At 44.3% G+C, this 17,543-nt stretch carries 17 protein-coding genes; 10 read left to right on the top strand and 7 right to left on the bottom strand.

The annotated features are described in order from the left end of the window. Window positions 1-239: 239 nt before the first annotated feature. The 5 genes from accD to purF all read left to right on the top strand — a co-directional run bounded on the left by accD (window position 240) and on the right by purF (window position 5,269). On the top strand, window positions 240-1,085 hold the full coding sequence (gene accD / locus ACYX4W_RS15405; RefSeq protein WP_118493756.1) for an acetyl-CoA carboxylase, carboxyltransferase subunit beta: 846 nt from the start codon (window positions 240-242) through the stop codon (window positions 1,083-1,085). After that, on the top strand, window positions 1,085-2,416 hold the full coding sequence (gene folC / locus ACYX4W_RS15400) for a bifunctional tetrahydrofolate synthase/dihydrofolate synthase (RefSeq protein ID WP_476073751.1): 1,332 nt from the start codon (window positions 1,085-1,087) through the stop codon (window positions 2,414-2,416). Before accD ends, folC begins: the two co-directional genes overlap by 1 nt. Before the next feature lie 45 nt (window positions 2,417-2,461). Next, window positions 2,462-3,085 (top strand): SPOR domain-containing protein, encoded by a 624-nt coding sequence (locus tag ACYX4W_RS15395; RefSeq protein WP_476073750.1) that lies wholly within the window; start codon window positions 2,462-2,464, stop codon window positions 3,083-3,085. Between the two features lie 157 nt (window positions 3,086-3,242). Next, complete coding sequence (locus ACYX4W_RS15390) at window positions 3,243-3,731, top strand: CvpA family protein (RefSeq protein ID WP_179983818.1); 489 nt, start codon at window positions 3,243-3,245, stop codon at window positions 3,729-3,731. Window positions 3,732-3,745: 14 nt separating this feature from the next. After that, window positions 3,746-5,269, top strand: coding sequence for an amidophosphoribosyltransferase (gene purF / locus ACYX4W_RS15385; protein ID WP_474857062.1), 1,524 nt, complete (start codon window positions 3,746-3,748; stop codon window positions 5,267-5,269). A gap of 84 nt (window positions 5,270-5,353) precedes the next feature. Here the strand turns inward: purF and ACYX4W_RS15380 are convergent, their stop codons facing one another. Then, window positions 5,354-5,953: a Yip1 family protein gene (locus ACYX4W_RS15380; protein WP_476073749.1), complete on the bottom strand. Its 600-nt coding sequence runs from the start codon at window positions 5,951-5,953 to the stop codon at window positions 5,354-5,356. A 209-nt stretch (window positions 5,954-6,162) separates the two neighbouring features. Continuing rightward, entirely contained in the window at window positions 6,163-6,945 is a 783-nt protein-coding gene (gene miaE, locus ACYX4W_RS15375; RefSeq protein ID WP_476073748.1) for a tRNA isopentenyl-2-thiomethyl-A-37 hydroxylase MiaE, read from the bottom strand. Window positions 6,946-7,142: 197 nt separating this feature from the next. Between miaE and ACYX4W_RS15370 the strand changes: the two genes are divergently transcribed. After that, entirely contained in the window at window positions 7,143-7,739 is a 597-nt protein-coding gene (locus ACYX4W_RS15370) for an acyl carrier protein phosphodiesterase (protein ID WP_476073747.1), read from the top strand. A gap of 313 nt (window positions 7,740-8,052) precedes the next feature. Next, window positions 8,053-9,564, top strand: coding sequence for a S10 family peptidase (locus ACYX4W_RS15365; RefSeq protein WP_476075486.1), 1,512 nt, complete (start codon window positions 8,053-8,055; stop codon window positions 9,562-9,564). A 4-nt stretch (window positions 9,565-9,568) separates the two neighbouring features. Here ACYX4W_RS15365 and ACYX4W_RS15360 read toward each other — a convergent pair whose 3' ends face one another. Next, a complete protein-coding gene (locus tag ACYX4W_RS15360) occupies window positions 9,569-10,501 on the bottom strand; it encodes a LysR family transcriptional regulator (RefSeq protein ID WP_476075485.1) in 933 nt (310 codons plus the stop codon). Between the two features lie 99 nt (window positions 10,502-10,600). Here ACYX4W_RS15360 and ACYX4W_RS15355 point away from each other — a divergent pair, with 99 nt between their 5' ends. Next, window positions 10,601-11,614 (top strand): zinc-binding alcohol dehydrogenase family protein, encoded by a 1,014-nt coding sequence (locus tag ACYX4W_RS15355; protein ID WP_476073746.1) that lies wholly within the window; start codon window positions 10,601-10,603, stop codon window positions 11,612-11,614. Between the two features lie 119 nt (window positions 11,615-11,733). Here the strand turns inward: ACYX4W_RS15355 and ACYX4W_RS15350 are convergent, their stop codons facing one another. After that, a complete protein-coding gene (locus ACYX4W_RS15350; protein WP_476073745.1) occupies window positions 11,734-12,723 on the bottom strand; it encodes a YhdH/YhfP family quinone oxidoreductase in 990 nt (329 codons plus the stop codon). Between the two features lie 197 nt (window positions 12,724-12,920). Between ACYX4W_RS15350 and ACYX4W_RS15345 the strand changes: the two genes are divergently transcribed. Next, on the top strand, window positions 12,921-13,343 hold the full coding sequence (locus ACYX4W_RS15345; RefSeq protein WP_476073744.1) for a winged helix-turn-helix transcriptional regulator: 423 nt from the start codon (window positions 12,921-12,923) through the stop codon (window positions 13,341-13,343). Window positions 13,344-13,481: 138 nt separating this feature from the next. Here ACYX4W_RS15345 and gtfA read toward each other — a convergent pair whose 3' ends face one another. The 3 genes from gtfA to ACYX4W_RS15330 form a co-directional block, all read right to left on the bottom strand. Beyond that, window positions 13,482-14,978: a sucrose phosphorylase gene (gene gtfA / locus ACYX4W_RS15340; RefSeq protein WP_476073743.1), complete on the bottom strand. Its 1,497-nt coding sequence runs from the start codon at window positions 14,976-14,978 to the stop codon at window positions 13,482-13,484. A 382-nt stretch (window positions 14,979-15,360) separates the two neighbouring features. Continuing rightward, window positions 15,361-15,540, bottom strand: coding sequence for an oxidoreductase-like domain-containing protein (locus ACYX4W_RS15335; RefSeq protein WP_476073742.1), 180 nt, complete (start codon window positions 15,538-15,540; stop codon window positions 15,361-15,363). A gap of 230 nt (window positions 15,541-15,770) precedes the next feature. Continuing rightward, on the bottom strand, window positions 15,771-16,526 hold the full coding sequence (locus ACYX4W_RS15330; RefSeq protein ID WP_476056348.1) for an SDR family NAD(P)-dependent oxidoreductase: 756 nt from the start codon (window positions 16,524-16,526) through the stop codon (window positions 15,771-15,773). Window positions 16,527-16,636: 110 nt separating this feature from the next. Here ACYX4W_RS15330 and ACYX4W_RS15325 point away from each other — a divergent pair, with 110 nt between their 5' ends. Further along, complete coding sequence (locus tag ACYX4W_RS15325) at window positions 16,637-17,542, top strand: LysR family transcriptional regulator (protein ID WP_476073741.1); 906 nt, start codon at window positions 16,637-16,639, stop codon at window positions 17,540-17,542. Window position 17,543: the final 1 nt, after the last annotated feature.

Below are 17,543 nucleotides of genomic sequence, written 5' to 3'. Positions count from 1 at the left end.
AGCCAACAGCGGTTAGCATTACTGATATCGACTGCCAACTTCTAAGACCAGTTTTGTTTTTTCCATTTCGTTGTATTGTGGTCTAATAGCGCGCTATATTAGGTAGCTGTTCTATTGTGTTACGTATTTTCTCTTTGTAATACAGTATGAAACTTAAAAATTTAATGCGTTGTTGACCACAAGTATGAATAAACATTAATCGTCATGGTCGGCAAACAAAAACAAAGGATTCAATTTCCATGAGCTGGATTCAAAAAATTCTTCCTCGCACGCAAACTTCACACAAAGGTAATGTGCCAGAAGGTATCTGGACAAAGTGTGGTTCATGCCAAGCCGTGCTGTATAAGAGCGAACTGGAAAAACTTCAGGAAGTTTGCCCTAAATGCGACCACCACATGCGAATTACTGCACGCCGTCGCATCGATGCGTTTTTAGACGATGGCGATCGCGTTGAGTTAGGTGCAGAGCACGAGCCTCAAGACGTACTTAAGTTTAAAGATTCGAAACGCTACAAAGATCGTATTGTTGCTGCGCAAAAGTCGACTAACGAAAAAGATGCGCTAGTGGTAATGCAGGGCAAGCTAAAAGGTATGCCTGTAGTGGTTGCATGCTTTGAGTTTGCGTTTATGGGCGGCTCAATGGCATCAGTAGTAGGTGCTCGTTTCGTTGCCGCTGTTAATGCATGTTTAGAAAATGATATGCCGCTTATTTGCTTTAGTGCAAGTGGTGGTGCGCGTATGCAAGAAGCGCTTATGTCACTAATGCAAATGGCTAAAACATCGGCTGCCCTAGCTAAGATGAGCAAAAAAGGCCTGCCTTATATTAGTGTACTGACCGACCCAACAATGGGTGGTGTATCTGCAAGCTTGGCAATGCTTGGTGACGTAAACGTAGCAGAGCCAAAGGCGCTTATTGGCTTCGCGGGCCCTCGCGTAATCGAGCAAACAGTAAGAGAAAAGCTGCCGGAAGGTTTCCAGCGTAGTGAATTCCTTGTTGAGAAAGGTGCAATTGATATGATTGTTGACCGCAGAGATATGCGTGATAGATTACACAGCCTGTTGGTTAAGTTGCATTACAAGAATTAGTGAATAACGAAAACAATCTAAAACCTGGCTCAGTGCCAAATACAGAAGGCGCAAAGGCGCCTTCTGCTTCGCAAAAAAGCCTGAGCCAGTGGTTATCCTACCTAGAATCTATTCATCCTAGCGCCATCGATATGGGGCTAGACAGAGTGAAAGAAGTGGCTAACGCCATGGCATTATCGCTCAGTCAGTCGTTGGTTATTACCGTCGCAGGAACAAATGGGAAAGGCACAACTTGCCGCTTGCTTGAACAAGCCATGTTATCGCAAGGCAAAAGTGTTGCGGTATACAGCTCACCTCATCTAACCGATTACCGTGAACGGGTGCGTTACAATGGCGAATTACTGCCTGCCAGTGAATTTGTCGATGCTTTTGAGTTTGTAGAAAGTGCGCGAAAGAGCAATGCTGACGAACCTATTACCTTAACTTACTTTGAGTTTGGTACGCTGGCTGCAATGAAAATGATGCAGTCATGGGCTGTTGATGTGGTCATTCTTGAAGTAGGCCTAGGTGGACGATTGGATGCCACCAACATTATTGATCCCGACCTTTCTGTTATAACCACTATCGATCTTGACCATCAAGATTGGCTTGGCAATACTCGCGAAAAAATCGCTCGTGAAAAAGCGGGCATTATGCGCAAAAACGGCAATGCAGTGGTTGGTGAGCTGTTTCCTCCATCATCGCTTTACGATGTGGCTAATGAATTACAGGCAAATGTGCGCTGGGCCACGCAAGACTTCGTCACGGTAGTGGCAAGTGACTACAGCGAGTGGAGCTGGAAAGGAAAGAGTAACAGCTACGCGTCGCTACCTTATCCCAAAATCCCTCTACAAAATGCAAGCACAGCATTAGCAGCACTTGAGCTTTTAGACTTACTGCCCGAAGAAAGCGTGGTTAGGGACATTATCGAAAATACCACCATGCCGGGTCGCCAACAAACAATTAGTGAATCGCCTCTTGTTGTCGTAGATGTCGCCCATAACCCACAAGCTACCACGGCCATGCAAGAGTGGCTAAATCGTTACGACGTTAGCCAGATGCGCGTTGTTGTGGGTATGCTTAAAGATAAGTCAATTGCTGAAACCTTGGCGCCTCTTTCAGGGCTTAACGCCAAGTGGTACTTAGCTTCAACAAGTGGGCCGCGAGGTTGCAGTGCAGAAGTACTTGAAAATGCACTTGTTAATGCCGGCACAACCATAGAGAATATAGATACGTTTCAAGACGTGACCTCAGCATATCAACGTGCGCTTGCAGATTATCAAACTGGTGAACTTATTCTCGTTTTTGGTTCTTTTGTTACCGTTGCAGACGTACTTGCTGAGCAAAACTAACACGCGCATTGTAAGTAAAACCGTGTATTCAAGCAGGAGAGCACAGTGACATCGGCATTAAAGAATAGACTGGTGGGGACAATTATTGTTGTCGCCCTAGCGGTTATCTTTTTACCAGACTTTCTTGATGGCAAAAAGCAAACGAACAGAGAGCCTTTCGTCTCTGTTCCTGCAAACCCGCCTAAAAAGCCCATCGTAGAGCCTGAATCTTTCCCATCAGAGCGGGTAGCGAAAGCTGCGGTTCCGGCTGTGGAGATTGAAGATGAAACAGCGTTAGATGAAGAGCAGGTTGCTTCAAGTACTGGTGATAGCAAAAGTACTGACCAAGCTACTGCTGCTAAGGCGCCAATGCCAAAAGCATTTGAAGAAGTGGACGAGTTAGCGAGCCAAACGGTTGTTGATACGAAAAGTGCCACTGCCGATGATGACGCAGGCTGGGTTATTCAGCTTGGCAGCTTTCGTCATGAAAAAAACGTAAAGGCATTGTTGGCAAAGCTAGAAAAGGCTGGGTATCGCGCGTTCAGTCGAAAAATTCAAACCAGCTCTGGGCCGCTCAATAAAGTTTTTGTAGGCCCTGATTTAGACAAAAAGAAACTGGAATCGGCGCTACCACATTTAAAAGAGCTCACGAAACTTAAAGGGAAAGTCACCACGTTCAAAGTTGAGTAGGGCGTATTCTTTCTACTTGAATCACGCTTACTGAAAGGAAGTGTCACGGATTGCATTACAGACTAGTAATATTTCTATCTTCTGTTAGAATGCGCGCCATCTCGCCAAAGGCTCGTTGCTTAATCACAAAAAGCAACATCAACGCAATAAAGAGACGATGAACTGGGTAGACTTTTCCATACTGGGTATCATTGCGGTATCTACCTTAATAAGCCTTATTAGAGGGTTTGTTAAAGAAGCCATCTCGTTAGTGGTGTGGTTTGCTGCACTCTTTATTTCAAGTAATTTCTACGCTGACCTTGCTGTTTACTTTACAGCCATTGACGACCCTTATTTAAAAAACGGCGCTGCAATCGCTGCGCTATTTATTACAACGCTCATTCTGGGCGGCATGATCAATTACGTCATAAGCCAATTGGTACAAGCAACGGGGTTGTCTGGCACAGACAGGGCCCTAGGTATAGTTTTTGGTGCTCTGCGTGGCGTGCTGATAGTTAGCGCATTGCTCTTTTTTATGGATACCTTCACCGGCGCCGCTTCCTCTAATTGGTGGCAAGCATCGGTGCTCATTCCAGAGTTTGGTGTCATCATTGAGTGGTTTTTCAGTTATGTGAAAGACTCCTCCAGTTTCTTAAATCCCGCTTGAAATAGGTAACGCACATGTGTGGTATAGTCGGAATAGTTGGTAAAACGCCCGTAGCTCAGTCACTGTACGACGGTCTAACGGTCATTCAACACCGTGGACAGGATGCCGCAGGCATTATGACTATCGACCAAAATATGTTTAATTTGCGTAAGGCAAATGGCTTGGTTCGAGATGTTTTCCATACGCGTCATATGAAAAGGTTATCGGGCAACATGGGTATTGGTCATGTTCGCTATCCAACCGCGGGTACGTCAAGCTCTGCAGAAGCACAGCCTTTTTATGTAAACTCACCCTTTGGTATTGCCTTTGCTCACAACGGTAACTTAACCAACGCTCATGAGTTGCAAGAAGAAGTGTTTCGCATAGCACGCCGTCACATTAATACCACTTCAGATTCCGAGCTATTGCTTAACATTCTTGCTCACGAACTACAGCAGGTAGCGGGCTTAAGCGTAAGCGCTGAACACATTTTTGAAGTGGTAACGAAAGTTCATAAGAAAATTCGTGGTGCCTACGCAGTCGTTGCGGCCATCATCGGCCAAGGTATTGTAGCGTTTCGCGACCCGCACGGCATTCGACCGCTTGCACTTGGTAAGCGTATGAGCGAGCTGGGTGAGGAATGGATGGTAGCCTCTGAAAGTGTTGCACTTGATGCAGTTGGCTTCCAGTTTGTTCGTGATGTAATGCCAGGTGAAGCGGTATTCATTACCGAAGAAGGGCAATTGCATACCCGACAATGTGCAGAGAATCCGGTAACGTCACCATGTATCTTCGAGTTTGTTTACTTCGCACGCCCCGATAGCTTTATTGATGGCATTTCAGTTTATGCATCACGTGTAAACATGGGCCGCAAGCTAGGTGAAAAAATTAAGCGCGAATGGGCAGATCTTGATATCGACGTAGTTATTCCTATTCCTGAAACGTCGATGGATGTAGCGCTGCAAATTGCGAACACACTTGAACTGCCTTATCGTCAGGGATTTGTTAAAAATCGCTATATTGGCAGAACCTTTATTATGCCTGGCCAAACCATGCGTAAGAAATCAGTACGTCGTAAGCTAAATGCAATCTCATCTGAGTTCAAAGGTAAGAGTGTATTACTTGTCGATGACTCTATCGTACGCGGGACTACATCAGGCCAAATCATTGAAATGGCCCGTGAGTCGGGTGCGAAGAAAGTGTACTTTGCGTCAGCGGCACCAGAAATTCGCTTCCCGAATGTATACGGTATTGATATGCCATCGGCGAATGAACTGATTGCATATGGTCGTGAAATCGATCAGATTGCAGAGCTTATTCAAGCAGACGGTCTTATCTTCCAAGACATTTCTGACTTGGTTGAAGCCGTACGCGAAGAGAATGAAACGATTCAGCGCTTTGAAACATCAGTATTTGACGGTAACTATATCACTGCCGATATCAACCAAGAGTATCTTGAGCGCATAGATATGTCACGGGGTGAGGCAGCAAGAAAAGCACCTGTGGTGCAAGCTGAATTGAGTAACCTTGATGTACATAACATTGATGCTGCTGATTAGCATCTTTGAAATATGCTGATAGTTAACGAGAAAGCCGCTTTTAAAGCGGCTTTTCATTATCCTATTTTGTGTTGAGCTAGGGCGTTAGTGCACGAACACTGGCCCGCCAGTTAATCCCCACACTAATACCGAGCCTGTCATTAGAATAACCAGTAAAACCAGCCCGCATGTGACTACCGAGCTTGAGTAAATAAAGCCTTTGTCTTCTGGCATATGCATCAAAATAGGTACGCCGGAATAGAGTAGGTAAACTGAGTAGCTAATACCCACTAGCAGTGCCGTCATCACTACCCATAGTTCAGGATAAAGACCTGCAAAGCCAACCATGAACAATGGTGTTGCCGTATAGGCCGCAAGTTCTAGTGACTGGGTATACGTAGGTGTTGCATCGAACGCTTTAGCCAGCTCATGAATTAACACTGCCAGCGCTACAACACCGGCAATTAAGCCAAAATACATGCCGATACCCATCATAATGGCGGTATTTTCACTTAGTCGTATTACGTCTCCTGCGCCAATACTCCACCCAGTATGCGCACTAGAATAGTAGGCTACGAGGGAAGGGATAAGTGCAATAAAAGCAATGTGGGTAAGCGCGTAAAAATAGGTTTCGTGTTTGGTATCAATGGTTTGCCATTCTTCTCTTGGATGAGTGTAAATACCAATTAGATGATTCAAAATCATAAAGTCCTGCCTTATTCACCAACGTTATTATTTTAAAAAATATTGTTGTGGGGCAGGGTACACACACGGACAAACCGTAAAACCAGGAAAACACGAACACGACGCAAGGCGTCAAACACTGCCATTAACAATACGTTTACAATCTGAGTGTGCAGCAGAAAAGCAAAGCCGTCAATAAAAATTGATTAATTTATAAACGGCTATAGGTGCTAGTTGGATTGAGGAACGCCGGAGTGAAAACGCAGTTCCTTATCGTCACTTTCAATAAGTGATTTTTCAACGCTTCCGAAGTGAGCAACGCGCTCTGAAATATCGGTTTTGGCGATTTGTTCGGCAAGGGTAAGATAATCTTCAAAGTGTCTGGCCTCAGAGCGCAACAGCGACACATAGAACTTGCCTAAATCTTCGGAAACATACGGCGCGAGTTTGGCAAAACGCTCGCATGAGCGGGCTTCAATATAAGCACCACAAATAAGCTTATCAACCAGCTTTTCAGGCTCGTAGGTGCGCACGTGACGTAGCAATCCATTGGCGTAACGGCTTGATGTCACCGATTTATATTCAAAGCCTAACTCGTGCATAATTTCGAGTACTTGATAAAAATGATGAAGCTCTTCTTTAATAAGCATAACCATCTTATCTAACATGTCTTTTTTAAACGGTTCTAAACCTTCAACATTAAACACGCTTTTAGACAGGAGCTTAGTATTTAGCGATTGCCAATCGCCCTCATGGCGGTAGGTGAAATCTTCATAGGGCTTCAGCCAGCCCAGCAGTACCTTACTTGTTTCATCATCAGCCACATAGCGACGAAGCAGGTACATAGCCGATTGTGCTGCTTTAAGCTCGCAAATTAAGTGATCGGTAAGGATAACCCGAAGGTTTTCTTCTTTCTGCGCTTCGTCTATCCATGACTGTGGTGTCTCGCAATGTAAAAAATCATTGACGGGTGACAGGAGAGACGTGACTTCAGAGGAAGATATTACAGACATGTTGAAACTCGGTTTTAAGTGCTACGAATTTTCAGTTACATTTGAATTTGTCATATTTTCAACGGTAGTGTCGGCAAGGCGAGCTGTCTGCGCTGTAGACTGAGGCTATCCAAATTCGATGCTTCTGAACTGAGCGTCAATTTTACTTGATACCCGCAAGCCGTTACAACTTAAAATCGAGGCCATTAAATTACAAAATGAATTACCTTGCTCACCTCTTTCTAGCCCGTCCTACTGCAGACTCCCACTTTGGTAATTTACTTGGCGATTTTAGGCGTGGTGTTGATATAAGCACATATGGAAGAGCAGTACAGCTGGGTCTTAAAAACCACTACGAAGTGGATAAGTTTACGGATAGTCACGACAGTGTTTTGGCTGCAAAAGAACTGTTTGATAAAAGCCGCCGGCGATTTGCGCCTGTGGCGCTAGATATCTACTTCGATCACTTGCTGATAAAGCATTGGTCGACGTTCACGTCGCAAAGCTTTAACGAATTTCGAGAGCAAAGCTTTTCCTTGCTAGAGCAGAGGCTGCCCACTATGCCAAAGACAATGCAGCATAGCGTAGGGCACATGATAACCCACGATTGGTTTGAAGATTATGCTAAAGAAGAGGGCATTGCTAAGGCCATTTCTGTTGTTGCAAAACGAATTCGGTTTGCGAACACTTTTCATCACGCGGTAGATGACATAAGTGCGAATAAAAAGGAAATAGAAGCGAGATTTTTAACATTTTTCCCGGACCTCATCGCTCATATAAAGGACAGGGGCCCTGAAAATATAAATGACGGTTAGCCACGTTAACAGAAACGTATCGAAGAAATTGGTAGTTTTATCGTTGATTGCTAAGCTCACTTATTAACAGCGATATAGTCTCAATATGGTGCAATGAAGGTCTGTTTGGAAAACAGGTTGGCTTGCGCTCAACTAATTAAAAAACCAAAAACTAACGACACACAAAAGAAGAAAAATGAAAAATAATCTTACATCAAATAGAAATACAAGAAGCCTGCTATTTAGTCAGGTTAATTCAAAAAGCAAATCACAGGTAGACCATGTACTAGTGTCTAAGAGGTGCCACCGTCTATCAGCATGGCTAACGGCGGTGATGATTGCTTTTGTTAGTTTGACAGTCAGTGCTTCTGCCCAAGAGGAAAGCTCGGCCTCTCATGCTCGTGCAATTAAAATTGATAGTAGTGTAGTAACAGAGCATGAAACCAAGATTCTGGGGAAACGCGTAAAGTACAGCGCGACAACAGGTACTCAGCCGGTTTGGAACAGTAAAGACGAAGCGGTCGCCACTTTGTTTTATACGTATTATCAGCGCACTGACGTAAAAGAGAATGTCGAGCGCCCGCTTATTATTTCTTTTAACGGAGGCCCGGGCTCTGCATCAGTGTGGATGCATGTAGCTTACACAGGCCCGCGCATTCTTAATATTGACGATGAGGGCTACCCGGTTCAGCCCTATGGTGTTCAAACTAACCCTTATTCTATTTTAGATGTTGCTGATATTGTATTCGTTAACCCAGTAAATACGGGGTACAGCCGAGTGCTGCCTAAAGCTGACGGCAGCATGCCATCGCAGGATGAACAGCAGAAAATGTTCTTTGGCGTAAACGCGGATATTAGCTATTTGGCCGACTGGGTGAATACCTTTGTAACACGCAATAATCGCTGGCGTTCGCCGAAGTATCTTATTGGTGAAAGTTACGGTACAACACGAGTTTCAGGCCTAGCATTAGAACTTCAAAACCGCCAGTGGATGTATTTAAACGGCGTCGTTTTGGTGTCACCAACAGATATTGGTATTGAGCGCGACGGGCCAGTAAAAGCCGCTAATAGACTTCCTTATTTTGCCGCCGCAGCTTGGTATCACAATAAGCTTGAACCAGAATTACAAAATAAAGACCTTACTGAACTATTACCCGAAGTCGAAGACTTCACTATCAACACACTTATTCCAGCACTCGCTAAAGGTGGCTTTATTAGTGATACAGAAAAGCGTGATGTACTAAAACAAATGGCACGCTATTCGGGTTTAAGCGAGGCGTCTATTGCGCAAAACAACCTAGATGTAAGCACCGCTTTCTTTTGGAAAGACTTATTGCGAGACGAAGGGAAGACCTTAGGCCGTTTAGATAGTCGCTATTTGGGTATAGACGCTAAGCAAAGTGGCGATCGCCCTGACTATTGGGCTGAACTGACCTCATGGCTTCACTCGTTCACGCCTGCTATTAATTACTATTTGCGTGAAGAGTTAAATTACAAAACCGATATTAAATACAACATGTTTGGAAACGTCCATCCGTGGGATAGAAGCAATAATCAAACGGGCGAGAACTTGCGATTAGCCATGGCGCAAAATCCATATCTAAACGTGATGATTCAAGCGGGCTATTACGACGGTGCCACGAATTACTTCGATGCTAAATATACTATGTGGCAGCTAGATCAAAGTGGCACGCTAAAAGACCGTTTAAGCTTCAAAGGGTATCGCAGCGGACACATGATGTACCTGCGTCGCGATGACTTGAAACAGTCTAACCAAGACTTACGTGAATTCATTAACGCAAGCACACCGAGCAAAGGTGCACCTGCCATGTATCACCGAAAGTAAACAGCTAATCGCAGTGTGTAATCAGCGCACCTGCTTTTTTGAGCTGCGCTAAATATTCAGCGCAGCGCTCTTTTAGCATATCTCTTAATAGCCTAACCGCTGGTGTAATAGACTGGCGGCTTGGGCATATTAGCCAAAGTTGCGTGGGTTTTGGTTGGTAGTCTGGCAACAAAGTCACAAGCCGACCATTTATGATGTCGTCGCAGATATCTAGACTTGATTTAACGGCGACTCCTTTCCCTGCTACAGCCCATCTTCTGACCATTTCACCGTCATTAGCTGTCCTGATGCCCTGCATTTTTACCTTTATCGGTTTATCGTCGTGTACGAATTCCCATTCGTTATAAACTTTATCGTGCAGCTGATAAAAAAGCCCGCTGTGTGCTTGTAAGTCATCAAACTCTTCAGGCGCACCGTAGGTGTTGATATAAGATGGAGAAGCAACAAGTAAGCGTGGAACGTCACAGATTTTAAAGCCATAGACGCTGGCATCGTCAGGCGAACCATAACGTAAAGCTAAATCAATTGGGTCGCGATAGAAGTCGATATTACTGTCATTCAAATTGAGCTTAACGCTTATTTTCTCATGCTCTTCCATAAAATCATCAAGCCAAGGCGCAATGACATTGCGCCCCAAATCAGACGATAAACCTAACCTTAGTTCACCTTCAATAACGCCGGTATCACCTTTCAAGTTCTGCTTGGCGGTTGTCAGCATTGACATTGCTTGCTCACAAGTGGGAAGGAAACGTTCACCTGCAGAAGAAAGCCTAAGCGATCGGGTTGTACGAACAAACAATTCAGCGCCAAGTGCTTGCTCAACGCGTTTAACCGCAGCACTTGCCGTTGCTGTTCGCATATTCAAATGGGTTGCTGCTGCAGTAATGTTTCTAAATTCAGCAACTTTTATTACTACATTCAAGTCATCGAGAAGCATAATATTCAAAAATTATTTGATAATGTTTCTTGTATTGTGATGTTTATCTAAATTTAATCAAGAGTATGATGAACATATTGTCTAAAGGAGAAACGAATTATGAAAGCTATTGGCTATACCCATTCACTTGATATTAATGAGCCTAATGCGTTAATAGACTTGGAAATTGATAAGCCAAGTGCATCGGGTCGTGATCTACTAGTTAAGATAAGCGCCATAGCGGTTAACCCTGTCGACTACAAAATTCGTCAGCGAGTAAATCCAGAGGGTGGCGAACCTAAAATTCTTGGCTGGGATGCAGTAGGCGAGGTGGTTGATATTGGCTCTGATGTCACCGAATTTGCAGTTGGTGATAGAGTTTACTATGCCGGCGATTTAACCCGAACTGGTTCAAACGCAGAGTTTCAGTTGGTCGACGAACGTATTGCCGGTAAAGCGCCTAAGTCATTATCTGACAGCGACGCAGCAGCGCTTCCGCTTACAACGATTACCGCTTATGAATTATTGTTTGACCATCTTGCTCTTAAACAGCAGAGTGAAAAAAGCGAAGAAGTGGTACTTGTTGTCGGAGCAGCCGGAGGTGTGGGCTCCATAATGTTACAGCTTCTCAAAACGCTAACGGGGGCCACGGTTATTGCTACCGCATCGCGTGAAAGCTCTAAACAGTGGGTGCAGGAATTAGGCGCCGATTACGTGGTCGACCACAGTAAACCCATGGCTGAGCAAATTAAAGGGCTAAACATCGGTGAAGTAACACACGTGGCCAGTTTAAATAATACTCACCAATACATCGATACTTATGTAGAGGTGATGAAACCGAAAGGTAAGCTTGCGCTAATTGACGACCCAGAAAGTTTGGATGTAGCAAAGCTTAAACAAAAGAGCCTGTCACTACACTGGGAATTCATGTTTACCCGTTCTATGTTTGAAACTGATGATATGGCAGAACAAAGTCGTCTACTTACTCACGTAGCGGGCCTTATCGATGAGGGTAAAATTAAGACTACGGTAGGCAAACACTTGGGGAAAATTAATGCTGCCAACCTAATAGAGGCGCACAAAACTCTGGAAGAAGGCCGCGCAATTGGCAAATTAGTACTAGAAGCGTTTTAAGATAATGCCAGCACCATGGCTCTTACCGAGAGCCATGAGTGTTAGTATCGAGATAGGGCAAAAGCAATGGCTTCAGCCCTTTTTTTGTGTTTATAGAAGCGCTCTTACGCTCAAAAAGATTAAAGCTTAACTAATGTTCTGCCCGATAATTCGCCTTTCAAAATAGCATCTATTTTATGGCTAACGTCATCTAGCGACACTTCTTCAGTTAAGTCGTCAAGACATTCTAATTTCCATTCACTGGCTAATTTATCCCAAAGTCTCAATCTAGGCGGCATTGGACATTGTACTGAGTCGATACCTAGCAAAGACACGCCGCGTAAGATAAAAGGAAATACACTTACATTAAGATCGGCAGAAGCAGTCAGCCCACAACATGTTACCGAACCACCATATTGGGTTGCCTTAATAGCCTGCGCTAAATATTCGCCGCCTACGGTATCAACAGCACCCGCGTATTGTTCTTTTAACATAGGGCGCTCTTTACTTTCCAACAGCTCATCGCGAGTTATTACTTTGCTTGCGCCGAGGTTTTTTAAGAATGACTCATGTTCTTTTTTGCCAGTACATGCCACTACAGAAAAGCCAGCTTTGGCAAGCAGTGCAACTGCTACAGACCCAACGCCACCCGTGGCGCCTGTTACCAAGATATCACCTTTATCAGGCGTTATGCCGTGTTCAACTAACCCTTGTACTGACAGCCCAGCTGTAAAGCCAGCAGTGCCAATAACCATAGACTCTCTTAACGTAAGGCCATCTGGCTTAGGTACCGCCCATTCACTAGGTATCCGGATGTACTCGCCAAAGCCGCCTGGGGTATTCATGCCCAAATCATAACCTGTAATGATAACCTCATCGCCTTCTTTAAACCGGCCGTCATCACATGACACCACTGTACCTGCTGCATCTATGCCTGGGGTGTGGGGAAAATTTCTACTAACACCAGGGTTACCTGTTGCAGACAAGGCATCTTTATAGTTGAGTGATGAATACTCTACCTTGATGAGAAGAGTGCCGTCTGGCAAATCATTTAGTGAGCGCTCTGTGATGCCACGAGTGAATGATTTGTCTTCCTGTTTTTCTACAAGTAAAGCCTTAAATGATGTCATACCTGTCTCCGTTGGTCGAAAATTTACGCTACCCATTGTGACGATATATAAACTTTGCGCAAGTATGCACTTTTTAGTAGGGTAGTACCCAAAAAGATACTATTGGAGTTGTGTTGGACGTTTTGCTTGTGTTTTTTTGCAAAAGGCGAGCTGATCTCTAGGCAGTATCTTTTGCTTGAGTAAGCTGAGAGGGCAAAATGGCAACAAATTTGAAAAGTGTAGAAACAGAGCCGTGCGATACGATTACTGAAGTCGAAGGGAACGCCTCGAATGCAAAACAGTGCGCTAGTGAAAGCTCAAACGACCCTAAGCAATACATTTGTGGTGTTGCGGTATCGCTTGAGATTATCGGTGGTAAATGGAAGGGCGTTATTTTGTGGCACCTCTGTCATAAAACACTACGTTTCAGTCAATTGCGAAGGCGTTTGCAAGGCGTTACGCAAAAAATGCTTACCCAGCAGTTAAGAGAGTTAGAGCGTGATGGTTTGGTCAACCGGAAGGTGTACGCTGAAGTGCCACCTCGTGTGGAGTACTCACTTACTGAGTTAGGTCGCACGTTAGAACCCACTCTACGACAGCTATGTGATTGGGGTAGGGCATACAATGACGACTACAGATAATGCGACTTAGGCTGCCTAATAAACTTGTTTTAGCTGAAAATATGGAAACATTAAACAACGAATTAGGTAAGGACGGCTAAAAACGGCGAGTACTGAGCAGATAGCAATACTCGCCTTAGTAGCCGTACTTTTTATGATTTAAGCGATTAACGAACCAATAGACAATACGCTTTCTTCACCATCTGTAACTGCCTTAATAGTCGCGTCCATCACATTGAAATCTACGTGTAGCGACGCTGCATTGTTGCCATTTACCCAAGACAGAGTCAAAACATTATCACTGTAATTTACGTCAAACGTGCCATTAAAGGCATCACTTTCGTTTCTTAGCGTTATTAGCTGCATTAAGCCTTTAACTACCGGCTTTTTAACTGCCTCTTCGACCATCACGGTAGACAAATAAGGGCGGTTGATGTCACGACCTACGTTGGTGTTGGCAAGTAACTCCATATCATTATGGGCCGCAAGTAAGCCGCCGTAATAAACTTGAGGAATACCCGGGCTAAAGAACTGAATAGCACGAGCGACCAAATAGGCGAAATCATCCTTACCTAGTGCATCGTAGTACGTGCAGTTAACCTGATATAAGTCTACGTTATTCGCTGCGGCGCCTGTGGCTTTTTTAGATTCACCGTTAGAGTTCACGTGTATCTGTTCAACAAGCGCGTTGATCGCGTCTGCATTAAGTAAGCCTGGCTTGTCACCACTTGCGCCCACATCGACAATTCCAATACCATCGTGGGTATCAAGCACTGTAAAGCAGTTTCGTGGTGAAATTGAAAGCCAGTATGCCAATGCCTCTGCGTTTTTGGTAAACAAGGTGTGCAGTACAAGTGGCGGTAACGCAAAGTCATAAACACTGTCGCAACGCGCCGCAATATCAATTTGAGTTTGATAATGGCTGTGTATTTCAACCAAACACTGCATACCCATGCCGCGAGCGCGGTTAGAAAGCTCTTCAATAAACTCAAAGGTTTCTTCAAGCATAAAGCAGTTCGAGCCTGCGCGTTTTATGGCGTAGCCTGCTGCGTCAAGGCGTATAAGGTCAACATTACTCTCAGTAAACGACTGAAGAATAGACGATAGATAGTCTTTGCCCAGCTCTGACTCTACATCTATATCGATTTGATTAGAGGTAAAGGTTGTCCAGAACGGTACCGTTTCTGGTTTACCAGTTTCTGTGCCTACTTCATAATCACTAAAAAATGGCGTTGGGCGAGGGCGGAACACTTGTGCTATTTGTTCGTCGATTTGCGCTGGGTCATTACCCTTAAAAATATCTTCTTTAGTTAAAAACAGTGGCCAATAGGTAGATTCGCGCCCGTTTGCTAGCACGTCTTTAAATGCTTCACTTTGCCCTGACATATGGTTAACAATAAGGTCGGCCATAATATCTACAGACTCACCCAGCTTTCTAACGCTGTTCCAATCGCCCAAGCGCTCATCCACTGACGTGTGGTCAATAGGGTCAAAACCTGCGTCTTCACCATCGTAAGGATAGTAGAAAGGAAGGATGTGAACACCGGTGAACAGGCCATTCAATGGACCTTCAAGTAAGCTTGTCAGACTCTCGATGTTGCCATCGCCTAGTCGATCTGCATAGGTGATTAATTGAACGCCATTGCGTATAGACATGATAATTCTCCAAAATTCAGCATGCGCTGGCTCGTACTGCTTTTCGTTTCGCGAGCACACATTACTACAGATTAAGCACTACCAGTCTGATAGGTTCCAATTGACCATGTAACAGGTTTAGCTTAATTCTTAATCTTTTACCGTGGTCTTATTCAATTTGTTTGAGATACGCGGTAAAGGATGACCTTAATCGATTAAGTAAAATAGCAGTGCATGAGCAGTTTGTAAATGAGAAGTTTCAAAATGAGGCCTGGTAAGAGGCTGTGCTGTTACTTTGTTAACGCACTTTTGCGAAAACTCAACGCACTGAAGGAAGGTTTAAAGTGAAATGGTTCAGCATATAGTGCTTGGGTATATAACAGTTTAAATTTTTTATCGAAAGTTAGTCTCGCGTTCTAACGTGCAATTTCGCTTTGTTGTTTTGCTGTTCAAATTCTCGCTTCGCTTCTTTCCACTTAGCGAGCTTCTCATAGTATACGTCCCAGATACATGGGCAACATGAACCGCCGCCACAGCAGTCGTCTCTTAATGGTTTTTCCGGCTCTTCAGGTAGTGACTTCATAGCACTTATCCTCGATCTCGCTCCTTGAAAACAACTCAATCTCAAATAATACGTCCAAGGTTCTACAACATCCTCTCGCCTAAACGTAATCTTTAAGCACAAGTGATAAAACTTTGACTGTATATCTTACCCCTTACGATACGCCTTTGCAGCTCGAAAGGTTCCAAAGGCGTTCAATCTATTTTCGTTAATAAGCAAAAGCTGACATTAACGCTATAATTTGCAAGATGTTACAGCTTCATACCACCAGATGCCTCAATCCTATGGCCGTTAACCCAATAGCAATCATCACTCAATAGCGCAGCCATAACGCCACCTATATCTTCGGGTTTGCCAACTCGGCCCAAAGCCGTCTGAGAGGCTATAGCATTATTGACTTCGCTATTATCACGAATATAGCCTCCGCCAAAGTCCGTTTCAACGGCACCCGGTGCAAGAGTGTTCACTCTAATATTGCGATTTCCTAGCTCCGCTGCCAAATAGCGAGTCATTACTTCAACAGCACCTTTAGCCATTCCATAGGCGCTGTTTCCGGGTAAGCAAAATCTTGCCAAGCCAGAGGAGATATTCAATATTGCGCCGCCATCTTCAATAATAGGTAACAGTGTCTGGGTTAAAAAATAAGGACCTTTCACATGCATATCAAATAGCGTATCGAACTGTTTAATGCTGGTTGCTTCAAAGGAAGCATTTAGGCCAATGCCGGCGTTATTTATCAGGTAGGTAATAGCCTGCTTTCCAAATTGGCTCTTCAGTACTTGTTTAAGCGTAATCAGAAATTCGGGAAAAGAATAATGCGAGTCAGCAGTGTTAAGGGGCAGGGCACTGGCCTTTCTTCCATAGCTTTGAATTTCTTTAACTACCTCATCTGCCGCTGCTTGATTAGTGTTATACGTGATAACGACATCTACCCCTTCTTTCGCCAGTGCTAATGCGCCAGCGCGCCCAAGACCTCGACTTCCACCTGTTATTAATGCAATCGCCATTGTCATCTCTCTGTCGGTTAATTTGCATACGAGTATATCGACCTAAATTGGTATGAAAAACTTGCCTAAAGCGATAACATTGTTTTTATTTGGTGAACAATAGGGAAGTAATGGACAGGTTCGAAATGCTTACCCGGTTCGTGGAAACTGCGAGATTAGGAAGCTTCAGTGCGGCGGCTGCACTACTCGGTCTGCCTAAATCAAGCATTTCCCAAGCGGTAACAAAGCTCGAAAAGCAGTTGGGCACACGTCTTTTTAACCGAAGTACGCGAAGCGTTTCTCTCACCTCTGATGGAGAAACATTTCTGCCACAAAGTATTGCCTTACTAAGTGAATGGGATGCCCTGCAATCACAATTCATATCGTCACCAGACAATGTGAGTGGCGAGCTTCGTATCGACATGCCCAGTCGATTTGCAACCAACATTCTGCTTCCCATGTTAGGAGAGTTTATCTCTGCTTACCCGAAAATTACGTTGCGAGTAAGCAGCGTCGATCGCAAAGTTGATCTTATTAAAGAAGGGTTTGATTGTGTCATACGGGTTGGTGCATTAACGGATAGCAATTTGATTGCCCGACGCCTTTTAACTTATCCAATTTTTAACTGTGTAAGCCCTGATTATGCGTCGAAGTGGGGCATACCGCAGTCGCTGGCAGATTTAGGTAATCATAAACTCATTGATTATTCTCACTCGCTAAGCCATAAAACACCAGAGTTTGAATATATGAAAGATGGAAGGCGCCATGCCGTTGAAATGCAAAGCTTACTAAGTGTTAATAGTACTCAAGCCTATTTCACGGCTTGTGTGAGTGGGTTAGGTATCGCGCAAATTCCAAGCGTGGGCGTTGAGTCTGACCTGAAAGAAGGAAAATTAATTCGCGTGCTTCCTAGATACGAAGCGGAGTCGATGCCGGTTAACCTCCTTTATCCCTCTAGAAGGCAAATGCCCCTTAGGTTAAAAGTATTTTCTGAATGGTTAATTGAGAAGCTAGGTCAAAAAAGCCCTGTTAAATAAC

It is taken from the genome of Alteromonas sp. ABH4_454, assembly GCF_056311775.1.
The sequence above is the reverse complement of the archived record's forward strand: the minus strand, read 5'-3'. Positions and strand labels throughout refer to the sequence as shown.